We start from the raw sequence: 23,866 nt of genomic DNA, 5'->3' as shown, positions 1-23,866 counted from the left end.
CAAGCTTTGTGACAAGCCATTGTTCCGAGAGAGTAATTTAACGTCTCTCGGCGAACCATCGCGCCACGGACTCGGTAGCCTCATCCGGCAGGTGCATTCCGAGCTTGCTGCGCCGCCACAAGACGTCATCCGCAGTCCGTGCGAATTCGTGTGCTGCGAGATATTCTAGCTCCGCCTCGTAGAGGTCACCGCCGAAGTGTTCTCCTAGCTCTTCCAAAGCGGTCGCGGTGCCTACTACAGTGTCGATCCGCGTTCCGTAGGCACGCCCGAGCCGGAGCAGCATTTCGGGCGGTATCCACATGTGCCGTTCCCCAGCGTCCCACAGGAAGCGTGCGAAATCGGCATTGGCGATGTCTCCGCCCGGCAAGTGAGCGTCGACGGTCCAAGATTCGCCCGGAATGCTGATATGCTGCGAAAGCTTGGCCAGCGCATGTTCGGCCAGCTTTCGATACGTAGTGATCTTGCCGCCATAGACGGACAGAATGGGCGCGCCGCCCGCAGCCTCGACTTCGAAGACATAGTCGCGCGTGACCGTGGAATTGCTCGCCGCCTTGTCCTCGTAGAGCGGGCGAACACCGGCATAGGTATGGACGATGTCCTCTTCAGTGACGCCGCTTCTAAGATATTGCGTCACCGCCTCACGCAGATAGGCGCGTTCATCGGCAGTAATCTGGACCTGATCCAGATTGCCTTCATAGAGGAGGTCGGTCGTCCCGATCAGCGTATAGTCCCGCTCATAGGGTATGGCGAAGACAATGCGCTTGTCGTCCTGCTGGAAGATATAGGCATGATCGCCCGGATAGGCGCGTGGGACGATGATGTGGCTACCCTTCACCAGCCGCAGATGCGCCGGAGTGCCTTGTCCCAGCGCAGCCCTCGCAACCCGGTCCACCCAAGGCCCGGCGGCGTTCACGATAGCCTTAGCCACGACCGTCCTCTCGCCGCTCTCTCCATTAAGGGTCGCCAGCCAGTGGTTACCGTGCCGTGCGAGACCTGTGCATTCGGTGCGCGTCGAGATGATTGCCCCGCGCGCCTTGGCGTCCATCGCGGTCAGAACGACCAGCCGCGCATCCTCTACCCAGCAATCCGAATATTCGAAGCCCGCCACGAGCCGGTCCTGCAGGATCGCACGATGCGGCGCGGTGCGCAGATCGACCTTGCGCGACTTCGGCAGGCGCTTGCGGCCTCCCAGGCGATCATACAGCGCAAGGCCTGCCTGCAGCATCCATCTCGGCCGCATCGAGGGTTCGTGCGGAAGGACGAAGCGCAGCGGCCAGATGATATGCGGCGCGTTGGCGAGCAGAACTTCGCGTTCGCGCAGGGATTCTCCAACCAAACGAAATTCGAACTGTTCTAGGTAGCGCAGGCCGCCATGCACGAGCTTGGTGCTGGCGGAGGACGTGTGGGATGCAAGATCGTCTTTCTCGACCAGTTCAACACTAAGCCCGCGCCCTGCGGCATCGCGGGCAATTCCCGCGCCGTTGATGCCGCCGCCGATGACGAGAAGATCAAGCGGCTCGTTCATCCCGCGCGGAACAGGCGTCCGGCAACCGCATCAAGCTTGGCCATCAGTTCGCGGTCGTGCTTGTCGGGTGCGGTAATGACGCTGTCGTCGAGCGCGCGATCGATCGGCGAAGGCGTCCGCTTTTTCGGCAGGCCCTTGCAGAATTTCTCCACGGTCGCCGCAGCCAGGTCGGCATTCTTGCCCATCTGTTCGATGATGTCGCTCACGTCGACCGCCGTTTCGCCGTCACGCCAGCTGTCCCAGTCGGTTACCATGGCCAACATGGCGTAGGGCAGCTCTGCTTCCCGTGCGAGCTTGGCTTCGGGCATGCCGGTCATGCCGATGACTTCGGCGCCCCAATGGCGATAAAGCCGACTCTCGGCGCGGGTCGAGAACTGCGGCCCTTCCATCGCAAGATAGGTCGCGCCAATCGTTACTTGTCCGCCGGCTTTCTCCACCGCCTTGGCGGCGTGCTTCGATAAACGCTCACATACCGGGTCGCCCATCGAGACATGGGCCACGAAGCCGCTGTCGAAGAAGCTGGACGGCCGGCCCTTGGTATTGTCGATGAATTGGTCGACGCAGACGAATCGGCCGGGCGGCAGGTCTTCGGAAAGCGAACCGACCGCGCTGATGGCAAGGATATCGGTGCAGCCTGCGCGCTTCAGCGCATCGATGTTGGAGCGCGCATCGACCCGGCCCGGAATGATCGGATGGCCGCGGCCGTGGCGCGGCAGAAAGCGGACGCGGACATGTCCGATCTTTCCGCACAGGATCTTGTCCGATGGTTTGCCCCAGGGCGAGCCGACCTCGATCCACTGCTTTTCCTGCAAAGCCTCGATTGCATAGAGGCCCGATCCCCCGAGGATGCCGATCGTCCAGTCACTCATGTATTCGCCTTTCGCTTCCCCGTCGCAGTCATGTGCATAGCTTGTCACCACACGGTTGGCGGTCTCGGTTAATGGTCGGTGAGGGGTGGAGAATTGGCGGCGACAAGTAAAGTGGCCGTTGCGCAAACCTATTCATGCTGCAGCGCAACGTGGCAGGTTGACTCAGCGGGCACTTTCGCGCGCAGTCTCCGTATTGGAGAGAAAGGGGAGTTTTCACACGTGCCTGACCTGCAACCGCTGACCTTTGCCACTCTCACCGATGCCCTACGGCAGTTGCACAAGCGGACGCGGGAAACGCCGCTGTTCAATCCGGTTTTCCAGCTGGCCCACGATCTGTCGCGGGCGCTCGAGTCTGGCGAAATCTCGCTCACCGATTTTTCCAGCCTTATCGATGAACTGGAGACGAAATCCCTGGAGTCGCGAGCGGACCGGCTACGCAGTCTCGTCACTCCCCAGAAAACCGCAGTTCGTTTGTCGGATTTCTGCTCCGAAACCGGTGGCTTTGAAGAGTTCCGCAAACAGTGGTCGCACCCGCAACTCCATGTCGTCTTCACTGCGCACCCGACGTTCCTGCTCTGCCCCGCACAAAGTGACGTAGTGGCGGAAGCCGCCGGTGGTGGAGGCGGAGTCAGCCGCACAGACACCACCCGCCCCGAAATCACGCTGGAGTACGAGCATGGCCGGGCCATGTCCGCTCTGGCCCACGCCCAGGATGCCCGCGATGCGATCAATGCGAGCCTACTGGAGTGTGCGGCAGGCGAATGGCCGGATCGCTGGCGCGAGCTGGAACCGCTTCCTTTCCGGTTCGCCAGCTGGGTGGGCTACGACATGGATGGCCGGACCGATATCAAATGGTACACCTCGATCGCTTTCCGGCTTGCGGAAAAAGCGCAGCGACTGGAACGTTATGCGGACCAGTTGGCCAAAATCGATGCGAACCATCACCTGCTGGAACCATTGCGCGCTTCGCAGCGACGCACCGCTGCGAGCGCCGAAGAATTTTCCGGCGACCTGTCCGATCACGCAGACCTGTCGGCGGCGTCCAACCGCCTGACCGACAATGACGAGCGGCTGCTAAGCCTTGCACCGATCATATCGCAGCTGGAGGAGGAGGCGCTCTCTGTCCCGCAGGACAAGGCAGTAGCTCTGAAGACACTGGCGGCTGCCATGCGGGCCGATGGGCTTGGCATGGGCCACATCCATTTTCGCGTGAACGCCAAGCAACTGCACAATGCGATTCGCTCCCGCATTCCCGGTGGGGCCAGTCTGGATCTTGGGAGTCAGGGCGGATTGGCAGCACTGCGCGACCTGGTGCGCAAAGCTGAGCCGCTGACGGCGAATTTCGCCTCCCTCGCGGTCGAGAGTTCTACTGCGGTTCGCCAGTTTCTCGCCATGGCGCAGATACTGAAGCACATCGACGGCGATGCGCCGATCCGGATGCTCGTGGCAGAATGCGAACAGCCTGCCACGGTGCTCGCTGCCCTTTATTTTGCCAAGCTGTTCGGCATCGAGGAAAAGGTCGATGTCTCGCCGCTGTTCGAAACCGAGACGGCGCTGGAGCACGGCGGTCGTTTCCTCGATGCGCTGCTAGGGGAAGAGGCATTTCAGGACTACGCCCGCAAGCGCGGACGCATCGCCATCCAGACGGGGTTCTCGGATGCCGGACGCTTCGTCGGACAAATCCCCGCGAGTCTCGCGATCGAGCGCTTACAGGGCCGTCTGGCCGATGCCATGTCCACCAACAGCCTGACCGATGTCGCTGCGTTGGTATTCAACACGCATGGCGAAGGCATGGGACGCGGTGCGCATCCGGCGAGCTTCAAGGATCGGCTCGAATGGCCGATGAGTCCTTGGGCGAGGCGCCGCTTTGCCCGTGCGGGTATCCAACTCGAACCCGAAGCGAGTTTTCAGGGCGGAGACGGATATCTCTTTTTCTCGACACCCGAACTTGCACGCGCGACCCTTTCGACGATTGCCGAGCTCGCGCCTGCCGATACCGATCCGGACGCACCGACCGACCCCTTCTACCGCCGCACGGACCTGAGCCTCGATTTCTATCGCGCGATCAAGGATCATCAGCAGGACCACCTTGCCAGCCGCACTTACAGCCGCGCCGTAACCGCTTTCGGGCTCGGCCTGCTGAACTCCACGGGAAGCCGTGTCTCGCGGCGCCAATCCGACCTGTCCGCCGATCGCGAAATGAGCTTGCGCCAGATCCGCGCGATCCCCCACAACGCCATCCTCCAACAACTGGGCTATCCCGTGAACATCATCGCCGGTGTCGGGAGCGCGGCGGAGGGCAATTACGACGATATCGCGCAACTGCTGAAGGAAAGCCCCCGGGGCCGGCAGATCATGCGCTTGGTGCGTGCGTCCAATGCGCTTGCCAGCATCAAAACGGTTGCCGCCTATGGAGAACTGTTCAATTCGGCTTACTGGGCAAGCCGCCCTTATCGGGGAACCGAAGAGCACCTGTCGCGGGCGTGCGAATCCTTGGCCGAATACCTGATTCAGGATGATCGCAACGGCGTCTTCCGCCGTCTTGCTTCACGGCTGCGGGTCGATGCACTCAAGCTTCACCGGCTCTTCGAACTGGTGCCCGACGAAGAGCCCCATCCCGAGCGCGAGCAGGTTCGGCGCATGATCGGCGTACTCCAGGCGCTACGTCTGGCGTTGCTGCAGCACATGTTCCTGAAAGCGGTGTCCGTTCCGCCATTCAGCCGAGCCAACGACATCAGCCGGCGCGACGTGCTGGAGATGGTCTTCACCCTCCGGGTGGATGAAGCTCTGGCGCAGATGCGCCGCGCGTTTCCCGCCAGCTATCCGGTTACCGAGGATTTCGCCATGCATGAAAAGGCCCAGTATCCGCGAACTGGCAGCGATAGTTACGACGCTATCCGGCGGGATTTCATCGATCCGATCGAGGATGCAGATGGCCTCAACCTGCGGATTTCAACCGCCATCGCGAACCTCTTTGGGGCTCACGGTTAGCTGCTACTCGCTCTGCAACCCCCATTGCTCCAAAGCGGGGGAGATGAAGGTCTTGGTATGGTCTCCGAGTAGCGCCTTGCGAGTCTTTCGATAACTCTCAACTGCTGCCTCGCCAAATTGCGCACGGATAGCCTTGGCACCCATCTGCGCGTCCTTGCCCCAGTGCATCGAAAACGGAATGCCTGCCTTGTCGAACAGCTGTTGCAGCAGTGCCGCGGCAGCAGGTGCATCGGTGCCGAGGATGAAGTTCTTCGGCAACCCGTCGATATTGATGATCGCATTGTCCTCGAACCTCAGGAAACCCATCGTTGCTGGGCTCTTCTTCGCAAAACGGACCGTGTAGACGAAGTCCTTGCTAAAGCACCGGACGTTGTCCTGACCGCACGACATTTCCTGCGCGATCCGCATCGCTTCTGCCAGCCGTTCGCGCGGCACAGCGAACGCCGCGTTATAGACATCGACCCGAAAGCCCATGAGCACACGCGGGTGCCATTCAGCAGTCAGCTGCGAAAGCGTGCGCGGCACATCGCGATCGTCGCAGGAGGCGTTCTCGCGGAAATCCTCGATAACGAGGCTCGGTACATCGATTAGGTCGCGAATACGCCCTTCAATGTCTTCGGCTGGTAGCGGGTTGTCGGTCACCAGCACCGATTGCGGAATTTTTATCAGACCCTTAGCCGCTTCGCGTGCGATCACATCGAGAGTGGTGGCTTCGATCTGCGACCCGAAAACTTCGGGCTTCCGTTCGGTATCGATACCGAGCCAGATCGTCTCGCAGACCTCGTGATCTTCACCGCCGAATGGATCGAAGGTCAATTCGTAATAATGGGGCGTGCGGTCCGTTGCGATTTCGCCGATCGCAGCCGCGAAATCGCCGCGTTCGATCTGGTCGAACCATTCGGCGGGTAGGACACGGGTGCGTCTGACCAAGCCGCAATAGTACTCGTCCACGACCTCTATCAGGTAGGCGGATACAAAGCCCATTCCGCCCAAGTGAACACGCGCATCGGAGAACTGCGCCGGCTCGCCGATGCTTGCAAACTGCGTCACCCATTCTTCGCGCAGCACCGGCTTCTCCGGATCGCTGAGCCAAATTGCCTCGTTCCGGCCGGTGGACAGCACAACTCCGCGCACGTGGGTCTCTGCGCCCGTCTCTGAAATTGTCGACCCGTGCGAACCCGTGCCAACCAAACCGGCAATCGACTGTCCCTTGTGCGAGCCGCAGGTGCGCAATGAGAGGTCGCGTCCGGCTGCATGAAGGTAGTCCATCAGCTGGTGAATCCTGGTGCCGCCGGTAACCAGAAAGTAGCGGTGGCGGCCTACAACATGTGGGAGGAACGCCTCTTCCGGAATTTCCCAGATGCCTTCGTCGCGTCCGGTTTTCACATGTGTCGAGAGGTTGGGAAAGAGATCGCTCTGCGACCAGCCCGAACCGGTTACACACAGCTCGCGGTCCTTGCCGTATTGGTCTGCAATAAATTCGCCAAGTACGCTGCGGCGGCGGCGCATGGTCTCGACCACCTCCCCGCTGTCTTCGACCACTTCGGCAATGCGTCGGTGAAACTTCATCAGCGAACGATGCTCGTTCCTCCAAGGTCCCCCAAACTCGCGTTCGATCCTCGTCGCCATCGTTCCCTGCCCCACTGTTGATCATCTTGATATTGCGACCTCTCCAATATCCCTCCCATCCGGCAAGGCTATAGGCTAGAAACGACGGGTATGATTTTCCGGGGGGAAGAAGATGCTTTACGTCATCCTGACGGCGCTTGCGACATTACTGGTTGTCGGTCTGGCACTGTGGTTCCTGCGCAAACGGCTCAACTGGGGGCCGCAGTCGATCCATTCGCCGCATTTCGCGCATCACATCCACAAACCTCGAGCCAGCAAGTTCATCGCCGACATCCAACGCGATGCAGCGATCGACCATTTCGGTCCGCGCAAGGACCCTATGGCATGGGAACTACGCAAGATGGTCGCCCGCAAAGCTGCTTTCGGCGACGATACTCTGGTCAAGGCACTCCCCGGCGATGCGGGGGACACGCCCACCGAAAAAGTACTGATGCTGTCGGGCGGCGGTCAATGGGGTGCCTATGGCGCTGGTCTTTTCAAGGCGCTGCACGATGCCAGCCCCGACGCACTCGCCATGAAGAACGTGAAAGTCATTACCGGAATTTCGACCGGTTCGCTGCAAACGCTCCTGCTGATGGTGGCGCTCGATGGCAATGCCAGAAAGGAGACGCGCCAATATGCGATCAAGAGGTTGGAATGGGGCTATTCCCCGCGGCACGAGAGCGAGGTGGTCGATAATCGCGGCATGGCCCAGATGTTGCTTCGCGGCGCGCAGGCAGGCACCGGCCCACTGCGTAAACGCATCCGCGATGCGATCTATGAAAATTGCGATGCGACCATAATCGAGGCGATCCGGGACAGCTCGATCGAAGGGTATATTGGTTTCGTCGAAGCCAATTGCGGCCACTTCCATTATGCCGACGTGCGCGAACTGGTTCGGACAGCACCCGATAATGAGGCGGCGGTGGAAGCGCTGACCGCCGCGGCGATGGCCTCTTCCGCAATGCCCGTCTTCCACCAGCAACTTCGCGTCACTGGCCTCGAACAGGGGGACCGCTCGCTATATGACGGCGGCGTGCGCCGCTCCGTTTTCTTCGAGCGCGCAGTCGAGGAGATGCACGAGGAGATCAAGAAACGGGCGGGTCACCCGGCAGATGCGAATCCATCAGGAAAGGAACAGGCGAGGGTCACGCCCGACTTCTTCGTCGTCCGCAACGGGCCTACGGTGCGCACCCCGGCCCCCCATCTCGATGGAAGCGACGACCCGCTCGGAAATGGTAAGCGCGGGTATGATCTTTTGGTCAATGAAAGCGAAATCGGGGCGATCGCAAACCTGCGGCTTCTCAATCCACATGGCACTATCTGGGTAACTACGGCCGATGGCTGGGACTGCTTCGATTGCCAGTGCCCAGATGCCGATTGCAGCAAGGGTGACGAGATGTTCAAACCGGGATTTATGACGTGCCTGCGCGATCTCGGACGACACAAGGCCACTCGTGAGGATGGTCCGTGGTGGGAGTTGAGCAAACTCTAGCGCGCGCTCATCGGCCCACAGTGATAGTCGCGAGCACCCCTGTGGCGCGGCGGTCGCCCACGATGCGCTGCCGAGCCTGCACATCGAAATCGATGAAGCCGCGCCATGCCACAGTGTCGGTCTCGTCGAACCAGTGACGCATGGTTAGGCCTGCGCCTGCGCCAAACGCCCCTTCTTCTTGGCGTCCGGTATCGAGGTCGGCGCGGACCACGAGGTACGGAGTTATCACGTTCGAGCGGTCACCCAGCGCGAAGGATCTCCCAACACGGCCTTCTACTATTCCGAAAGCGACGTCATTCTCGATCAGATAGGACAGGTCACCGTAGTAATGTGCATAGGTCCACTGGCTTCGGCCCACCTCAGGCTCTAATCCCTGACCTCCCGAAATCGCACCGCGCAACGACCAATCGTCGATCGCATCGCTATCGAGCCCGATCAGCTTGCTTGCCTCGACATTGAAGTTGAGGCTGGAAAAGGGCTTGTACCGCGCTCCGACCCAACCTTGCGTGGCATTGCCGATGACGGCATCGTCACCGAGAAATTCGGAATGATAGACGCGGGCGAAAACGCTGAAGGGCTTGCCGTTTCGCCAGCCGCCGATCCGGCGGGAGATTTCCGCACCGAATTGCAGCGCGCGTTCGTCATCGAGCGGGGCGGCGCTCAGCCCGGACGGTCGACCGGCTGTGCTGAAGCTCCCCTGCGCGATAAACGACCAATCGCGCTCCAGCTCGCGGATTTCGCGGCGGATATTCTCGCGCTCGACTGGAGACAGGCGCGATTCTTCGCTTTCATCTATCGCGAGACCTGCTTGGAAGAAGCGAACCGCGCGGCTGTCGAGCCCGCTACGCTTGGCGCTGTAACCGGCGTCCAACGCGCTCTGCCGCGTGAAATCGGCGTAGAGCGCCTCGTTGTTCAGTATTTCCTGTGCAGCTTCATCGTCGCGAGCCGCGATCGCGACCATCGCCCAATCAAGCGATGCGCGAGTGGCCAATGACGGATCGCCCATCGCCTCCCGCAAGACTGAGCGCGCCTCGGCGTGCAAATCCGCATAGACAAGGTTAAGCGTCTGGGCGCGGCGGAAATAGCTGCGGCGCTCCGCATCCGGGTCTTCCTCCGCTGCACGGGAAAAAGCTGCAGCTGCGTCTTTGAACCGGCGATTCTCTGAACGCGCTTCCGCGAGCAGCGCCCACCAAACCGGGTTATCCGGGTCTTGAGCGAGCGCAGCCTCTGCACCTTGTTCCGCAGCTACATAGCGACCGGCCTCGAAATCGCGGAAGGGTTGCTGAGGGTCGCCCCCTTCTTGGGCGCTAACCTGAATTGGCACGGCAAACGCAAGAAGGAGACCGTATGACAGGCTACGCATTGACGAGTTCCTTTCGCGCATCTGCGCGTTTTGCTTCTACAAGTTCATTTCTGATGGCCGTCATCTCATCGAAGATTTGCTGCGAAATGACCTTCCTGGCCACGAGGTACTCGCCGATACTGCCATGCCTTGCCACATCGTAGCTTTCGAGAGCGCGACGCAATTCTCGGCGCTTGAGTATCTTCCTTTCGATCAGGAGCTCGTGAAGGCGCGGCAGGGTAAGGATCGGAACATCCCAGTGCGGCTGCTCCACCAGCGCACCGAGGAAGCGCCTAATCTGGGCGTCCGGAACGATATGCTGGCGGAATGGTCTACCCAAGCGGGTCCGCATCCATTCTGCCTCGGACGCCGGAAGCGGGCTCGAAACGGCGAGCATGACATCGCCCTTCTTTCCCTTGCCGAAAGGAAGCACGTGGAGCCGTGACATCACCTCTTCGTCTAGCAGATCGAGATTCTCGCGCACCATCTCCAAACTGATGGTAGCCGTCGGGAGGTTCGCCTGAGTAGCGACAGCTTCCAACAATGTCTGCTCGTCGATCGCTCCGTGGCAGACGAGCAGATCCCCGAGCATGCCACCATTCATTTTCTGGTCGATAAGGGCCTTTTCGATAGCGGGGGGCGTGACCACTTCCCACGACAAGAGGATTTCCCCAAGTCGGCGCTTTTCCGTGCCAAGCCATTCGTCCGTCGGGAAGCGGTGCATGGTCTTGTCCCAGGCGATCGACTTTCCACTGAACTTGCTGCCGATAAAAACTCGGATTGCGCGTATCGACGCAGCAAAATTGATGAGGCTCAGCACAAATACGCGAGGGATAGACATGAAGGCATGGCCCCAGCCGTAGATTCTCTCGACGAAGAAGAGCCGTTGCAGAATTCGCGCGCCCAGCGCGAACAGATTGAACCACAAGAGAGAAAGTACGAACCACTGTCCCGAGAACAGAGGGATGAAGTCGCCGCCCGACGCCTTCGACCAGACGTTCAGCCCCAGATAAGTCAGAACCAGAACATAAGCGACTATGGCGAGAGTGGGGGTGACGAGAGCCTTGCGGTCGCGGAACAGGAAATAGTTCGAGATTCCTGACTTGCTCCATCCCAGTTGCGCCCAGCCCTGCAGCGCAATTCCGAGTATCCAGCGTGCCTTTTGTCGATAGCTGGTCTTGAAGGTATTAGGGAAATGTTCGCGCACGCATAATGGCATCGAGAAGGTTACCATGCGTTCGGGGCCGACGCCGAAAAGCGCGCCACGACGCGTGCGGAACTCGACGGGATAAAGAGCAATGATCGCGCTCATGTCCCTCTCGGACAGCCGATTCCCGATGTCATAGTCCTCTGTCAACGTAGCGGTGTTGAAAGGGTCGCCATCCTCCATCAGCGCCTTGATCGCCCGGCGGGAAAAACACGTTCCGACACCAGCAGAAGGAACGGTTTTCGCCAAGCGCTGACGCACGACGAGATCCTTGGCATGCCATTCGGCAAACTCGTCCATGTAGGTTCCGGCAACAAGATCGCGATATCGCTGTTCCAGGCTCACCACAGGCAGTTGGATCATGTCCTTCGCAGGGAGCAGGTAATTGAAGAGGTGAAGTTCCAGCGGATGGAGTACATCTTCGCTGTCGTGCAGTACCAGCCCCGCGAAAGGTTCGCCCACCTCCTCTTCCAGATGCAGGATGTCCGATACGATGTGGTTGAGGCAGTCTGCCTTGCACGTCGGGCCATCGTGCGGCACGCGCACGTGGCGTACCTGCTTGTACCGCCGTGCAACCTTTTCCGCTTCGGCGATAGTTTCAGAATCATTGGCATAAGTACCGATGAAGATCGTATAATTGCGGTAAGCGAGCGTATTAACTGCGCTTTCCACCATGCTCGCGATGACGTCGAATTCCTTCCACGCAGGAAGCATTATCGCGATAGGCTGTTCTGGCTTGTCTACCAGCAGTTCGGCAGCAACCGCACCCGGGCCGGATTGACCGAAGATCCTGCGCTTCAGCTTCATCGCCCAGAACACGGCGTCGACGAACAAGTCGTCCAGCGATGACAGCGCAATCAGAACTGCAACGACGAGCGCAGTCCATTGCAAAATTGCAACAAAGCAATCCATAGGTAATCGACCCGCGCGCCCTTTGTAATTGATGGTATCTTAGGCGAAACTTTTCGAAACCAACAACTGAATTCAGCGCAAAGCGAAATGCGCTGAAGTGTGGGTTTGGAATGTGGATGCTAGTTTGGGACTGTTGGTGCGGTCGAGAAGACTCGAACTTCCACGGCCTTGCGGCCACAACGACCTCAACGTTGCGCGTCTACCAGTTCCGCCACGACCGCACACAGTCTGCATCGGGAGCGAATCTCGCGAACGAGGCCACCTGCTCCCGCCGGTAGGAGCGCGCCCCTAGCAGCGCCTTTGCAGGGCGGCAAGCACCTATTTTAGGGGTCGCGCCTAGAGCGGCGCCCAACCGACATCGGCATAGACCGCACCGCGTGGAACATCGGTGCGCGCTTCGTCGATTGCTATGGTCTCGCCTGGCGCCAGCGTCGGTTGCGGCGGCTGAACCACCCAGCTGTATATCTGATCTTCGCGCTCATTGAGCATGACGATGAGCACCGGCGGCAGACGGCGAGGCTCACGCGCATTGTTGGTCACTTCGATCCGCGCGGTGAACATCCACGTCTTGTTCTCAAGTTCGCGCCACCGCTGCGCTTCTGGCGGGAACGAAAGCGACAGGTCGGGCTGCGCTTCACCGAAAAGGGGCTTGTCTACCGGCCACCAGTCGGGCGTTCCATAGCGCGACATGGCGAAGATAGCACCTGCTGCCAGCAACGCGAAAATCGCAGCGGCCCACGTCCAGAGCTTGAGGGTGTTGCGTCGCGGACCAAAGGGGGGCGACCGATCGAAGCGCGAAACAAGATCGTCTTCGTGCACTTCCCCTTCGTGCTCGGGCTCGGCTTCGATACCGTTTTCGGCCCTTTCCGAGAAAGAAGGCGGCGGAGTCTCGTCAAAATCCGGAGTACGGTGACGCGAAGTGGCGTTCTCCGCCCTTGTTTCGACAGCAGCATCCCCTGCCGCTCGCTGCGGCGCGTCGGGCTGCCTTTCTGTGCGTTCCGCTCCTGGCATTTGCGGGGCAGCAGGCTGGGCTCTGGCGGAAGTCGGAGCGTTGTCCCTTTCTCGGGCGGCAATCGGCGCTGCGGGGTTCGCTTTCACGCTCCCTGCGACTTCTTCTGCGCTGGCACCCTCCTGGAACCACGAGTGCTTGCATTTGGCACAGCGCACAGTCCGGCCATCGACGCCGATAGCGTTGTCGGGCACGACATAGCGGGTGCTGCAGGCCGGACATGCAATAATCATGGTGAACCGAGGCTCTATAGAGAGCGGCGAATCACGACAAGCGGCGTAGCTGTGCGCGAAAGCCCCAAACGGCTTTTTTCCACATCGAAGGCCCGTTATAGGCGCAAATTGTACCATGGCGGCATCAATTCCCCCCCAAAGCGACAGCGAATTGCGCAATAGCCGGGCGCAAGAGAGCGAAATCGTGCAGTTCGACAACGTCGGATTGCGTTATGGCACCGACCGCGAGGTGCTTTCGAATATTTCGTTCACGCTGTTCTCGAGCCGTTTCTATTTCCTCACCGGTGCCAGCGGCGCGGGTAAGACTTCACTGCTGAAGCTGCTCTATCTTGCGCAGCGCCCGTCACGTGGCGGGATCAGGATGTTCGGCCGAGACGTCATCACCTTGCCGCGCGACAAATTGCCCGCTTTCCGGCGGCGCATGGGAGTAGTGTTCCAGGATTTTCGCCTCGTCGATCACCTTTCGGCGTTCGACAACGTCGCGCTCCCTTTGCGTGTTTCCGGGGTGCGCGAGGCGGATTTGCGTGAACCGGTGGCGGACATGCTCGACTGGGTCGGCCTTGCGCATCGCGCAGAAGCCCGGCCAGCGACGCTTTCAGGCGGCGAGCAGCAGCGCGTTGCCATCGCACGCGCAGTGATCGGCCGGCCCGAAATCCTCATCGCCGACGAGCCTACCGGGAATGTCGATCCGGAAATGGCCGTCAAGCTTATGCGCTTGTTCGAGGCACTCAATCGCCTGGGCACTACAGTCGTCGTGGCAACGCATGACGTGCAGCTTCTCCGCAAGGTACCTGAGAGCCTGATCATGCGGCTTTCCAAGGGAATTCTGGCCGATCCGACCGGAGCACTGCGCTATCCCCCGCGGCGGGAAGCCAGAGGAGAAGCCGGGTGAAGCGGCCCCCGGCAATCGACAGAGCGGTCGATCGCGGCCTTGCGCCTTTTCGCGGCAGGCGGGCGGCAGGACTTCTCCCGCAAACGCGTCTCGGCGGGCCGATGCCTTGGGTTATCGCCATCATGGTAGCGCTGACCGTAGTCGCCGCGGGCGGCGCACTGTCCTTGTCGAACATGGTTTCGACAGCGCAAGGCGATCTGTCGGGCAATGCGACGGTGCAGATCGTCGAACCGGACGCGGAGCAGCGTGCTGCACAAACCGAATCCGTCCTGAGCGTTCTGGCCCAGGACCGGGCAGTCGCCGGATTCAGAGCCGTACCCGAAGAAGAGATTGCCGAATTGCTCGAGCCCTGGCTGGGTGCTGGGCAGACGTCGGAGGCGATCCCACTGCCTGCAATAATCGATGTCGATATGCGGGAGGGCGCCGAAGATGAAGATTACCAGCGTCTGCGCATGACAATGCGGGACGTTGCATCCGACGCGAGGATCGACGCCCAGTCCGAATGGCTCGCACCGGTTCTGTCGGCGTTGTCGGCTCTCAAATGGATCGCATTCGTGCTGATCGCGATGCTTGCCGTAGTGGCGGTAGCGGCCGTTTGGCTCGCGTCCCGAAACGCTCTTGGCGGCAATCGCGATACGGTCGAAATCGTCCATTTGCTCGGCGGTAGCGATGACCAGATTGCGCGCATCTTCCAGCGCTCGGTCCTTATCGATGCCTCGTTGGGAGGACTTGTCGGGTTTCTTGCCGGAATCCTGATCATATCCATCTTGGCAGCCCAATTCACAGCGCTGCAATCCGGTATGGTGGCAGGAGGGTCACTGTTGGCAATCGACTGGTTCATGATCGTCCTCGTCCCGCTTTGCGCGGTGGGAATTGCCGTCTACACGGCGCGAATGACTGTGCTTTCATCGTTGCGGAAATCTCTGTGATCCTACGCCTGATCGCTGCGCTATTCCTGATATACGCGTTTGGCTTTCTCGCCTTTGCGGTGACCCTGCCTGCGCCTGCTCCTCAAAGTAAAACCGACGCGGTAATCGTTCTGACCGGCGGAGCCGGCCGGATCGCGCGTGGCCTCGAAGTGGTCGAGCAAGGCCTGGCGGAAGAGATGTTTGTGTCCGGCGTGGATCCCGAGGTCAAACCGGCAGAGTTCGCCAAGGAATTCGAGGTTCCCAATCGCACGATGGATTGCTGCGTGACGCTAGGCTTCCTCGCTGTCGATACTCGCAGCAATGCTGGTGAAGTGGCGCAGTGGATGAAAGAGAAAGAGTTCGATTCCGCACGGCTGGTGACCACGGATTGGCACATGGCGCGGGCTTATTCGGAAGTCGCGGGCTCGCTCCCGGTCGGAACCGACATCGTGAGGGATGCCGTCGCCTCCAATCCGAACCTCGCTACGCTGTTCCTTGAATACAACAAGCTGCTGGCATCCGAAGTATCCCAGGGTTTACCGGACGGAACGGATGATGCTGCTTCGTAACCTGCTGTTCTATCCGGCGTTCTATCTTGGCTCGATCCTCATTACGTCGGCCTCGCTGATCTCCGCCCCGTTTTCCGTGCCGGCTTTCCGACGGAGGGTTCGCAATTGGGCACAATGGCAGCGCTGGTGCCTGAGGCACATCGTCGGCATAAAGCTGGTGATCGAGGGCAAACCACATGACGAGCCGGTGCTTTATGCGATCAAGCACGAGAGCTTCTTCGAGGCGATCGACGCGCCGGCGCTGCTCGACTGCCCTTCGGTCTTTGCCAAACGAGAGCTGTTCTCCATCCCCGGTTGGGGCCGAGCAGCCTTGGCCTACGGTCTGATCCCCGTGGCGCGCGAACAAGGTGCCAAGGCGTTGATGAACATGATCCGCAGCGCAAGAAGAATGATCGCGGACGGAAGGCCGCTGGTTATTTTTCCCGAAGGCACGCGCATTCCGCACGGCGAGAGCCGACCTCTGCAAGCCGGGTTTGCAGGCCTCTACAAAATGCTTGCACTGCCAGTGGTGCCGGTAGCAGTGAACAGCGGTCCACTGTACCAGCGCGGGCTCAAGACGCCTGGGACGATAACTTACAAATTCGGCGAACCGATCCCACCCGGTCTACCGCGCGAAGAGATCGAGGCACGCGTCATTCGCGAGATCAACGCGCTCAACCCCTAGCCATCTTCTGCGGCCTTGCGGAGGATATTGGAGATTTCGGTCATCTGCTCTCGGTTGCCGATGGTGATGCGGAGGCCGTGTGGCAGGCCTTGGCCGGGCAGGTGACGGACGGCATACCCGCCTCCTGCCAATGCCCTGAGGGCCTGTTCGGCGGTCAGCCTACCCTCGAACAATATGAGCAGGAAGTTCGCCTTACTCGGAACGACCCGGAGGCCATGATTGCCAAGCGCCGCTATCGCTTCGGCAAAGCGGGCGCGCTCGCGATTGTTTGCCGCGCGCGATTCTGCAACGAAGGCCTGATCGCCAAGCGCCGCGATCGCAGCTCTCTGACCCGAAGTGGTCACATTGAAAGGGCCGCGAATACGGTTGAGGGCATCAACCAGATGGGGGGCACCGGTCGCCCACCCGATCCGCTCACCCGCCAGCCCGTAGATTTTCGAAAAGGTCCGGGTGACGAGAACGTTTTCATGTGCCGCGGCCAACGCCATACCGCCGTCGTCTTCGGCTTCTTCCAGATATTCGCCATAAGCCTGGTCGATCACGAGAAGCACCTCTTGCGGCAATCCCGCATGCAGCCGCTCGATTTCGCCCCGTGGGAGATACGTGCCGGTCGGATTGTTCGGGTTGGCGAGAAAGACGACGCGCGTGGATTCGGTCACTGCGCCAAGCAGCGCGTCCACATCGGTGGCGTAATCGACATCGGGCGCTTCGACCGGCGTTGCCCCGCAGCGACGCGCGGCAATCTCGTAGACGACGAAGGAAAATCGCGCATAGAGCACCTCGTCACCCGGCCCGGCAAAAGCCTGCGCGGCAAGGTTGAGCAATTCGTCTGAGCCCGTTCCGCAAACGATCCGCGCCGAGTTGATCCCGTGGACTTCGCCGATCTTGGTCCGAAGCGTTGTGGCATCGGGATCGGGATAGCGAGCGGGTCCTGCAGGCTCTGCCAGAGCCGCAAGCGCAGCCTCGCTGCATCCCAGGGGGTTCTCGTTTGCCGATAGCTTGATCAGCTCGCGCCCGTCTGCTCCCTTGCTCTTGCCGGGGACATAGGCGTGGATCTTCTCGATCCAGGGTTTCATGGTGGGTTTGTCTGCCATTGCGGCTTCGGCGCATGAAAGAAAAACCGCCCTTCGACAAGCGCCTGCCGCACGTCTAGAGGCGAAACCATGGCCGGGACATCCTTCACGCTGGAACTGCTCCAACCGCTCGCCCTCGATGGCGGGGGCGAACTGGCGTCTCCGCAAATCGCCTATGAAACCTATGGCGAGCTCAACGAAGACCGCTCCAACGCCATATTGCTCTGCCATGCTCTGACCGGCGACCAGTATGTCGCTTCACCGCATCCGGTCACCGGGAAGCCCGGCTGGTGGGAGCGGATGGTCGGCCCCGGCAAGCCTATCGACACCGACCGGTATCATGTCGTCTGCGCGAACGTGATCGGCAGTTGCATGGGCTCGAGCGGGCCTGCGAGCGAGGCAAGCGACGGCAAGCCCTATGCAATGCGTTTTCCCGTCATCACCATTCGCGACATGGTGCGCGCGCTGGTGGCCTTGCTCGACGAGCTCGGTATTGAGCAGCTTCACGCCGTGGTCGGCGGGTCCATGGGCGGTATGCAGGCCTTGAGCCTCGCCGCGAACTGGCGCGAACGTGCCGCGAGGGTGCTGGTCGTCGCCTCGACCAGCCGCCATTCGGCGCAGAATATCGCCTTCCACGAATTGGGGCGGCAAGCGATCATGGCCGACCCCAACTGGCGGCAGGGCGATTATTACGATGCTGCCGAGCAACCGGACGCGGGTCTCGCCGTGGCGCGCATTGCGGCGCATATTACCTATCTCTCCGAAGAGGCGCTGACCGGGAAATTCGGGCGGAACCTGCAGGACCGTGAAGCCAAGAGCTTCGGCTTCGATGCCGATTTCCAGGTGGAGAGCTACCTGCGTTATCAGGGCAGCGGCTTCACACGGCGCTTTGATGCGAACAGCTATCTCTACATCACCCGCGCGATGGATTATTTCGACCTTGCGGAGGAGCATGGCGGAAAGCTTGCCGATGCCTTTGCCGGCACCAGCGCGCGTTTCTGCCTCGTGAGCTTCGATAGCGACTGGCTTTATCCCACCAGCGAAAGCCGCCATGTGGTGCGCGCGCTCAATGCAGCAGGTGCGGCGGTCAGCTTCGTCGAGCTTTCCGCTCCGCACGGCCACGACAGTTTCCTGCTCGACGTGCCCGCGCTTGACCGGGTGGTGAAAGGCTTCATCGAATGAGCCTGCGCCCCGATCTCACTGCCATCGCCGAAGCCATCGAGCCGGGGACACGCGTGCTCGATATCGGGTGCGGCGACGGGGCGCTGCTGGCCGAGCTGCGCGATCGCAAGCAAGTCGATGCGCGCGGGATGGAAATCGACGGTGCTTGCGTCGAGCGCTGCGTGGCGCAGGGCCTTTCGGTGGTTCAGGGCGACGCCAATCGCGAACTCGCCGACTACCCCGACAAGGGGTTCGATTACGCGGTGCTCAGCCAGACGCTGCAGACCGCCACGCGGCCCGACCTCATGCTCGACGAATTGCTGCGGGTCGGGCGGCAGGCTTTCGTCAGCTTTCCCAATTTCGCGCATTGGCGCACGCGGGCGGCACTGATGTGGGGCGGGCGGATGCCGGTGACGCGGGCGATTCCGGTAAGCTGGTACGAGACGCCCAACATCCACCACGTGACGGTAACGGACTTTCGCGAACTGGCGCGCGAGAAAGGCGCGAAGATCGAACGCGAATGGTTCTTCTCTGGCGGCTCGCCGGTGACCGGCGGAAGCAACTGGCGCGCGGAATTCGCCGTCTTCCAGCTCAGCCGTTAGGGGGCGTTCCGGCCGGCCTGCGCGCGAACAATCTGCGCATCACCTTTCGCGCCAGCCAGATCAGCCAGACGACCAGCGCGAGCAGAACCAGCGCGACGCCGCCGGCGACATAAGGGTATTCATAAGCCACATAAAGCAGCCCTGCCGTCACTACGTCTTCCGCGGTGGAGACTGCGACATTGCTGACCGGTTCGGGACTGGCATTGACCACTCCCCGCGCGCCCGCCTTGCCCGCATGTGCGGTCAGCGCCGCACCGCCGCCGAGCAGGAAAGCGACCACCTGGGTCGCCGGGTCCGACGGATCGACGATGGCGAGCGCCAGCAGCGCGCCGCCCACGGGGCGCACAAAGGTATGGACCGCGTCCCAGGCGCTATCGAGCCACATCACCTTGTCGGCAAAGAATTCGGCAATAGCCGCGATGGCGGCAATGCCCATCACCCATGGATTGGCCAGCGCATCGAGACTCTGGAGATGTTCGGGCAGAGGCAGCGCACCGAGCCGCATCGCCAGACCGGTGGCAAAGATACTGAGATACAGCCGCCAGCCTGCCAGCAGGCTTACGCTGCCTGCGATACCGATGATCTCCATCACACCCATTGCGCGATCCTGCGCGCAACACGCAGCGGTGGCAAGTCAGCCCTTGCGGCGGGCCTCGACATCATAGGGCTTTCCGAACGCGCCAAGGGGCACTTCAAGGCTTGTGCGAGGCCAATCGCCGCAGTCGGCCACTGCGGCATAAGTACTCTTGAGAAAGGCCATTAGCTCCTGTTCGGGATCGGTGCTGGTCCGCACCTGCTCATAGGGCAGGACGAATTCGCCGAGCTCGCCCTGCCAATAGCTTCCCGCAGGTTCCACCGTAATATCCGCAAGGCCATCTGGCGTCGGATAACCATAGGCATAGAAGGCGGCCTGATCGACGCCGCCACCGCCGAACCAGAAGCCCGCGCTGGCGACCTCGTGGCTATAGGCTTCGCGGGTCACAGCATCGGGCAGGTTGGGAAAACCGCCCGGGTGCAGCGGTGCCTCGCGGCCGGAAAAGCGGGTTACGGCCAGATCGAGGCTGCCCCAAAAGAGGTGGCTGGGACTCGATTTGCCGACGAAACCAGTCCGGAAGCGCTCGAAGACGCGGTTGGCATCCGAGAGAGCGCGGTGAATGCGCGCGAGAACCGCAGGGTCCCATGTCCTTTCGCCTTTATCCTCGCGAAAGGGAACGGCGGTTTCGACCTCGTTGGGGCTGCCCCCAACCGAGGCTCCGACATCGGCCCGGGCGAGCAGCGAGGAAAGCTGGCCGAAGAAATGCGCAACACTCTGTCCGGTCACATCGAAGCCGTCGACGAAGCCACTCGATGTCTTGACCGTCACCTTGCTTGAAAGGCAGTCGAACAGCACTTCCGCCTCGCCGCTGGCCGTCAATACCGGGTAGCTACGGAATCCGCGTGGCACCACACGCAGCGCGAGATGCCAGCTGTGGTTGCACCATGGCAAGGCGCGGGTCGGGAGTTTGCCCACGACCTGCAGGTAGGCGTGGAGACTCTCGATGACCGGGCGATCGGCCTCGTAGTCGAGTTTGGGCCATCGCTCGGTCATCGCAAGTTCCTTTCGGTCTAGAATATCTCGAAGAGGCCGGCTGCGCCCATGCCGCCGCCGACACACATGGTGACGACGCCGTATTTCGCGCCGCGGCGCTTGCCTTCGAGCAGGACGTGGCCGGTGCAGCGTGCACCGGTCATGCCGTAAGGGTGGCCGATCGAGATCGAGCCGCCGGAGACGTTGAGCTTGTCATTGTCGATGCCAAGCTTGTCGCGGCAGTAAAGCACCTGCACCGCGAAGGCTTCGTTCAGTTCCCAGATGCCGATATCGTCGACATTGAGATCGAAGCGCTTGAGCAGCTTGGGAATGGCGAAGATCGGGCCGATGCCCATTTCATCGGGCTCGGTCCCGGCAACCGCCATGCCGACATAGCGGCCGAGCGGCTCGAGGCCCTTCTGCTCGGCGACCTTGGCTTCCATCAGCACACTGGCCGAAGAACCATCCGACAGCTGCGAGGCGTTGCCTGCGGTGATGGTGGTGCCTTCGCCCATTACCGGCTTCAGGCTCTGGAGGCCTTCGAGCGTGGTCGAGGGGCGGTTGCCCTCGTCCTTAGCGATGGTGATGTCGACATCCGAGATTTCGCCGGTTTCCTTGTCCTGCACCTTGTGGGCGGTGGAAACGGCAACGATCTCGTCGTCGAAGCGGCCATCTTCCTGCGCTTGCGCAGTGCGCTGCTGGCTCTGGAGGGCGTATTCGTCCTGCGCGTCGCGGCTGATGCCGTAGCGCTGGGCGACCGTTTCCGCCGTCTGCAGCATGGGCATATAGATCGCGCCGTGCATCTGCATCAGCTCGGGATCGGGCATGACGCGCATTTCCTTGGTCTGCACGAGGCTGATCGATTCCTGACCACCAGCGGCAACCACGTCCATCCGGTCGGTGATGATCTGCTTGGCAGCGGTGGCGATGCTCATCAGGCCCGAAGAGCACTGGCGGTCGATAGTCATGCCGCTGGTGCCGATGGGGCAACCGGCGCGCAGCGCGACCTGGCGGGCGAGGTTGCCAGCCTGCGTGCCCTGCTGGAGCGCGGCGCCCCACAGCACGTCGTCGACCTCCGCGGCTTCGATGCCGGCGCGCTCGATTGCGGGCTTCAGCGAATAGGCGCCGAGCGTCGGGCCCTTGGTGTCGTTGAACCCGCCCTTGTAGGCGCGGCCGATGGCGGTGCGGGCGGTGGAAACGATGACTGCGTCACGCATGGTCATTCCTTAATTCTTGTCTGGTGTTGAACGTCTGTTCCTCCGGGGGAGGAGAAGAGAATCAGACGAAATACATGGTCATCCATTCACAGATCAGCGCGGGTTTGTCCTCGCCTTCGATCTCGATGGTGATTTCCATGGTCTGTTGCCACTGACCGGGGCGCTTCTCGGTCATTTCGAGCAGCTTCCAATGACCGCGAATTTTCTTGCCCGAACGGACCGGGTTGATGAAACGCGTCTTGTTGCCGCCGTAGTTGACCGCCATCTTGATCCCGTCGACCCGCGGAACATCGCTGTTTGCGGTGAGATAGGGGATCATCGACAGGGTCAGGAAGCCGTGGGCGATGGTGCCGCCGAAGGGCGTCATCTTGGCAGCTTCCTCGTTGATATGGATGAACTGATGGTCGCCGGTGGCGTCGGCAAACTGGTTGATGCGCTCTTGGCTCATCTCAACCCATTCGCTGGTTCCGACCTGTTCGCCGACCTTGGCTGCTACGTCCTGGGGGGTCATGCCTAGCTCTCCTTCAAAACACCTGAATGCGCGACTCCGTGAGCGCGCTTGCGGGCGGACTCATGGCGCATGGAACAGGGGCGCGCAACCGCCCGGAATATGCCGTTACGGCATCGCGGTCCCCTGCGAATGCGCAATTGCATAGCGCACGCGGAACAGGCATCGTTAGCGCGAAGTTAACCAAGCGGCCCTAGCGCGGACGGCGTGAAAGACATGGGTTCGAGGCAAACAGGAACCGAATGAGCGATCATCATGGCAATACCGGCCTGCTGGGCCGGGCATGGTTCAAGCCGCTGGTAGGGGCGTGGTTCGCACTGCTGCTGGGCGGCGGGATGTGGCTGATGCCGCCGCATGTCCATGCGCTGATCGCCCGAAGCATCGGGCTTGCGCAGCTGCACCCGATGTTCGCGCCGCCCGTGAGCGGTGCCGGGGTGGCGGTGCTTTGTATTTCCGTTGCGCTGTTCGGCCTGCTGCTTGGCATCGCAGTGGCGGGGCGGATTGCCTCGGCTGCTGCGCCCCGCGCCTTTGCACCGGGATTCGAATTTCTCGAAGACAGCGCCTGGCGGGACGAAGCCGAGCTACCCACAGACGGCTTGGAAGAACCGCGCCGCCGGCGGGTATTTTCGGCCCGCGATGATATTGGCGAGGAAGGCATCGCGATGCGCGCACCGACCGAGGAAGCCAGCTACGAGAACGAATATTCTCTCGACGACGTTCCCCCGGCCGGTCCGGCCGAGGAATTCGAAGCGGTCTATGCGGAGATGGAGGGTGACAGCGCCATCGCTGACGAGGATGTGGAGGAGGTTGGTGGGTCCAGGGAGGACGAGACTGGCGGCTATGCCGTGTTCGAAACCGAAGACGTTGAAATTGCCGAAGACGCCGAGTTCGAGCACGTGCCGGAATTCGATCCGGCGCCCGAAGTCGAACCGATCCAACAGGAACACGCCGAAGACGGCGCCGATCCGGACACTACGAGGGAGACCCCGGCGATGGGCGACATGAGCCTCGAAGGTTTGCTGGACCGCCTCGAGGGTGCGCTGGAACAGCACAAGCGAATGGTGGCGGAGAGCGAGGAAGCGGCGGAGCGACCCGCCCCGCAGCCGATCCCGATAACGCGCGGGCTTCCTGCCGAGGAAGATTGCCTCGAGGACCAGGATTTACCCCAGGCTTCCGACGACGATCCGGTCATCGCTTTCCTCCGCCGCGAAGCCAGCCGCCGGATGCCCGAAGCGCATGCGGACCTTGATGCGCCGGAAGAAGGCAGCGAAACCGGCGATGCTGCGCCGACCGATGCGCAGGCCGCGCTGCGAAGTGCGCTCGAACGGCTGGGCCAGGTCAACCGGCGCGATTAGGCCGCGATTCGCAATGCTGCAACGCAGCAGAAACCGGCAAATCTTGCCCCCAGTGAAATTTTCCTAAACCCTGACGCGGTTGCAAAACCGCTTTGTTGCCTGCAAAAGGAAGCCTCGCGACATTTTGGCGGGCGCCCGTGCGGCGCTGCACAATTTCCG

The 23,866-nt window shown here is 61.3% G+C and carries 20 protein-coding genes and 1 tRNA gene; 9 read left to right on the top strand and 12 right to left on the bottom strand.

Annotated elements, in window-relative coordinates; genetic code table 11:
* Positions 1–37: 37 nt before the first annotated feature.
* Together glpD and GRI69_RS12145 are read right to left on the bottom strand one after the other, a co-directional pair.
* A complete protein-coding gene (glpD, locus tag GRI69_RS12150) occupies positions 38–1,525 on the bottom strand; it encodes a glycerol-3-phosphate dehydrogenase (RefSeq protein ID WP_160728545.1) in 1,488 nt (495 codons plus the stop codon).
* A complete protein-coding gene (locus GRI69_RS12145) occupies positions 1,522–2,394 on the bottom strand; it encodes a phosphorylase family protein (protein ID WP_160728544.1) in 873 nt (290 codons plus the stop codon). Before GRI69_RS12145 ends, glpD begins: the two co-directional genes overlap by 4 nt.
* A 219-nt stretch (positions 2,395–2,613) precedes the next feature.
* Between GRI69_RS12145 and GRI69_RS12140 the strand changes: the two genes are divergently transcribed.
* Complete coding sequence (locus GRI69_RS12140) at positions 2,614–5,385, top strand: phosphoenolpyruvate carboxylase (RefSeq protein ID WP_160728543.1); 2,772 nt, start codon at positions 2,614–2,616, stop codon at positions 5,383–5,385.
* Between the two features lie 3 nt (positions 5,386–5,388).
* Here GRI69_RS12140 and GRI69_RS12135 read toward each other — a convergent pair whose 3' ends face one another.
* Positions 5,389–6,954 carry an FAD-binding oxidoreductase gene (locus GRI69_RS12135; RefSeq protein WP_160728542.1) on the bottom strand — a complete coding sequence of 522 codons (1,566 nt, stop codon included), beginning with the start codon at positions 6,952–6,954 and terminating at the stop codon, positions 5,389–5,391.
* 172 nt (positions 6,955–7,126) lie between these two features.
* Here GRI69_RS12135 and GRI69_RS12130 point away from each other — a divergent pair, with 172 nt between their 5' ends.
* The gene (locus tag GRI69_RS12130) at positions 7,127–8,488 is read left to right on the top strand and encodes a patatin-like phospholipase family protein (RefSeq protein ID WP_160728541.1); all 1,362 of its coding nucleotides are present in this window, start codon (positions 7,127–7,129) and stop codon (positions 8,486–8,488) included.
* 7 nt (positions 8,489–8,495) lie between these two features.
* On the opposite strand, the gene GRI69_RS12125 is transcribed toward GRI69_RS12130, so the two are convergent.
* The 4 genes from GRI69_RS12125 to GRI69_RS12110 all read right to left on the bottom strand — a co-directional run bounded on the left by GRI69_RS12125 (position 8,496) and on the right by GRI69_RS12110 (position 13,191).
* Entirely contained in the window at positions 8,496–9,851 is a 1,356-nt protein-coding gene (locus GRI69_RS12125) for an NfrA family protein (RefSeq protein WP_160728540.1), read from the bottom strand.
* Positions 9,844–11,949 carry a glycosyl transferase family protein gene (locus tag GRI69_RS12120; protein WP_237453088.1) on the bottom strand — a complete coding sequence of 702 codons (2,106 nt, stop codon included), beginning with the start codon at positions 11,947–11,949 and terminating at the stop codon, positions 9,844–9,846. The genes GRI69_RS12125 and GRI69_RS12120 overlap by 8 nt, the downstream gene beginning before the upstream one ends.
* Positions 11,950–12,083: 134 nt before the next feature.
* Positions 12,084–12,170 (bottom strand) — tRNA-Leu (locus GRI69_RS12115).
* A gap of 115 nt (positions 12,171–12,285) precedes the next feature.
* A complete protein-coding gene (locus GRI69_RS12110) occupies positions 12,286–13,191 on the bottom strand; it encodes a zinc-ribbon domain-containing protein (protein ID WP_160728538.1) in 906 nt (301 codons plus the stop codon).
* 115 nt (positions 13,192–13,306) lie between these two features.
* On the opposite strand from GRI69_RS12110, the gene ftsE reads away from it, so the two are divergent.
* From ftsE to GRI69_RS12090, 4 genes are read left to right on the top strand one after another with little or no spacing between them, the layout of a single operon-like run.
* Positions 13,307–14,083 carry a cell division ATP-binding protein FtsE gene (gene ftsE / locus GRI69_RS12105; protein ID WP_160728537.1) on the top strand — a complete coding sequence of 259 codons (777 nt, stop codon included), beginning with the start codon at positions 13,307–13,309 and terminating at the stop codon, positions 14,081–14,083.
* A complete protein-coding gene (locus tag GRI69_RS12100) occupies positions 14,080–15,012 on the top strand; it encodes a cell division protein FtsX (protein WP_160728536.1) in 933 nt (310 codons plus the stop codon). The genes ftsE and GRI69_RS12100 overlap by 4 nt, the downstream gene beginning before the upstream one ends.
* A complete protein-coding gene (locus tag GRI69_RS12095) occupies positions 15,009–15,560 on the top strand; it encodes an ElyC/SanA/YdcF family protein (protein ID WP_160728535.1) in 552 nt (183 codons plus the stop codon). The genes GRI69_RS12100 and GRI69_RS12095 overlap by 4 nt, the downstream gene beginning before the upstream one ends.
* Positions 15,547–16,224, top strand: a complete 678-nt coding sequence (locus GRI69_RS12090; RefSeq protein ID WP_419957073.1) for a lysophospholipid acyltransferase family protein — start codon at positions 15,547–15,549, stop codon at positions 16,222–16,224. The genes GRI69_RS12095 and GRI69_RS12090 overlap by 14 nt, the downstream gene beginning before the upstream one ends.
* Here GRI69_RS12090 and hisC read toward each other — a convergent pair.
* The gene (hisC, locus tag GRI69_RS12085) at positions 16,221–17,318 is read right to left on the bottom strand and encodes a histidinol-phosphate transaminase (RefSeq protein WP_160728533.1); all 1,098 of its coding nucleotides are present in this window, start codon (positions 17,316–17,318) and stop codon (positions 16,221–16,223) included. The two genes, GRI69_RS12090 and hisC, sit on opposite strands and share 4 nt — an antisense overlap.
* A 69-nt stretch (positions 17,319–17,387) precedes the next feature.
* Here hisC and metX point away from each other — a divergent pair, with 69 nt between their 5' ends.
* Together metX and metW are read left to right on the top strand one after the other, a co-directional pair.
* Positions 17,388–18,479, top strand: a complete 1,092-nt coding sequence (metX, locus tag GRI69_RS12080) for a homoserine O-acetyltransferase MetX (protein WP_160728532.1) — start codon at positions 17,388–17,390, stop codon at positions 18,477–18,479.
* Entirely contained in the window at positions 18,476–19,060 is a 585-nt protein-coding gene (gene metW / locus GRI69_RS12075) for a methionine biosynthesis protein MetW (protein ID WP_160728531.1), read from the top strand. The genes metX and metW overlap by 4 nt, the downstream gene beginning before the upstream one ends.
* Here metW and GRI69_RS12070 read toward each other — a convergent pair.
* The 4 genes from GRI69_RS12070 to GRI69_RS12055 all read right to left on the bottom strand — a co-directional run bounded on the left by GRI69_RS12070 (position 19,050) and on the right by GRI69_RS12055 (position 22,355).
* Positions 19,050–19,658 carry a DUF4126 domain-containing protein gene (locus GRI69_RS12070; protein WP_160728530.1) on the bottom strand — a complete coding sequence of 203 codons (609 nt, stop codon included), beginning with the start codon at positions 19,656–19,658 and terminating at the stop codon, positions 19,050–19,052. The genes metW and GRI69_RS12070 overlap by 11 nt on opposite strands.
* A 36-nt stretch (positions 19,659–19,694) precedes the next feature.
* Positions 19,695–20,648 carry a DUF5996 family protein gene (locus GRI69_RS12065; RefSeq protein ID WP_160728529.1) on the bottom strand — a complete coding sequence of 318 codons (954 nt, stop codon included), beginning with the start codon at positions 20,646–20,648 and terminating at the stop codon, positions 19,695–19,697.
* 17 nt (positions 20,649–20,665) lie between these two features.
* The gene (locus GRI69_RS12060) at positions 20,666–21,844 is read right to left on the bottom strand and encodes an acetyl-CoA C-acyltransferase (RefSeq protein WP_160728528.1); all 1,179 of its coding nucleotides are present in this window, start codon (positions 21,842–21,844) and stop codon (positions 20,666–20,668) included.
* Positions 21,845–21,905: 61 nt separating this feature from the next.
* Positions 21,906–22,355, bottom strand: a complete 450-nt coding sequence (locus GRI69_RS12055) for a MaoC family dehydratase (protein ID WP_160728527.1) — start codon at positions 22,353–22,355, stop codon at positions 21,906–21,908.
* 239 nt (positions 22,356–22,594) lie between these two features.
* Between GRI69_RS12055 and GRI69_RS12050 the strand changes: the two genes are divergently transcribed.
* The gene (locus GRI69_RS12050) at positions 22,595–23,707 is read left to right on the top strand and encodes a PspC-like choline-binding domain-containing protein (protein WP_160728526.1); all 1,113 of its coding nucleotides are present in this window, start codon (positions 22,595–22,597) and stop codon (positions 23,705–23,707) included.
* The last annotated feature ends 159 nt before the right edge of the window (positions 23,708–23,866 follow it).

Source organism: Qipengyuania vulgaris (assembly GCF_009827325.1).
GTDB classification, from domain to species: Bacteria; Pseudomonadota; Alphaproteobacteria; order Sphingomonadales; family Sphingomonadaceae; genus Qipengyuania; species Qipengyuania vulgaris.
Note: the sequence above shows the minus strand (reverse complement) of the source record. Positions and strands in the feature narration are given on the sequence as shown.

What these genes read in the sequence shown, in the direction of transcription:
- GRI69_RS12090 (WP_419957073.1), top strand. Translation starts at nt 15,547, where the DNA reads ATGCTGCTTCGTAACCTGCTGTTCTATCCGGCGTTCTATCTTGGCTCG.
- metW (WP_160728531.1), top strand. Translation starts at nt 18,476, where the DNA reads ATGAGCCTGCGCCCCGATCTCACTGCCATCGCCGAAGCCATCGAGCCG.
- GRI69_RS12070 (WP_160728530.1), bottom strand. Translation starts at nt 19,658, where the DNA reads ATGGGTGTGATGGAGATCATCGGTATCGCAGGCAGCGTAAGCCTGCTG.
- glpD (WP_160728545.1), bottom strand. Translation starts at nt 1,525, where the DNA reads ATGAACGAGCCGCTTGATCTTCTCGTCATCGGCGGCGGCATCAACGGC.
- GRI69_RS12120 (WP_237453088.1), bottom strand. Translation starts at nt 11,949, where the DNA reads ATGGATTGCTTTGTTGCAATTTTGCAATGGACTGCGCTCGTCGTTGCA.
- metX (WP_160728532.1), top strand. Translation starts at nt 17,388, where the DNA reads ATGGCCGGGACATCCTTCACGCTGGAACTGCTCCAACCGCTCGCCCTC.
- GRI69_RS12055 (WP_160728527.1), bottom strand. Translation starts at nt 22,355, where the DNA reads ATGACCCCCCAGGACGTAGCAGCCAAGGTCGGCGAACAGGTCGGAACC.
- GRI69_RS12125 (WP_160728540.1), bottom strand. Translation starts at nt 9,851, where the DNA reads ATGCGTAGCCTGTCATACGGTCTCCTTCTTGCGTTTGCCGTGCCAATT.
- GRI69_RS12135 (WP_160728542.1), bottom strand. Translation starts at nt 6,954, where the DNA reads ATGAAGTTTCACCGACGCATTGCCGAAGTGGTCGAAGACAGCGGGGAG.
- GRI69_RS12060 (WP_160728528.1), bottom strand. Translation starts at nt 21,844, where the DNA reads ATGCGTGACGCAGTCATCGTTTCCACCGCCCGCACCGCCATCGGCCGC.
- GRI69_RS12145 (WP_160728544.1), bottom strand. Translation starts at nt 2,394, where the DNA reads ATGAGTGACTGGACGATCGGCATCCTCGGGGGATCGGGCCTCTATGCA.
- GRI69_RS12050 (WP_160728526.1), top strand. Translation starts at nt 22,595, where the DNA reads ATGAGCGATCATCATGGCAATACCGGCCTGCTGGGCCGGGCATGGTTC.
- ftsE (WP_160728537.1), top strand. Translation starts at nt 13,307, where the DNA reads ATGGCGGCATCAATTCCCCCCCAAAGCGACAGCGAATTGCGCAATAGC.
- GRI69_RS12130 (WP_160728541.1), top strand. Translation starts at nt 7,127, where the DNA reads ATGCTTTACGTCATCCTGACGGCGCTTGCGACATTACTGGTTGTCGGT.
- GRI69_RS12065 (WP_160728529.1), bottom strand. Translation starts at nt 20,648, where the DNA reads ATGACCGAGCGATGGCCCAAACTCGACTACGAGGCCGATCGCCCGGTC.
- hisC (WP_160728533.1), bottom strand. Translation starts at nt 17,318, where the DNA reads ATGGCAGACAAACCCACCATGAAACCCTGGATCGAGAAGATCCACGCC.
- GRI69_RS12110 (WP_160728538.1), bottom strand. Translation starts at nt 13,191, where the DNA reads ATGATTATTGCATGTCCGGCCTGCAGCACCCGCTATGTCGTGCCCGAC.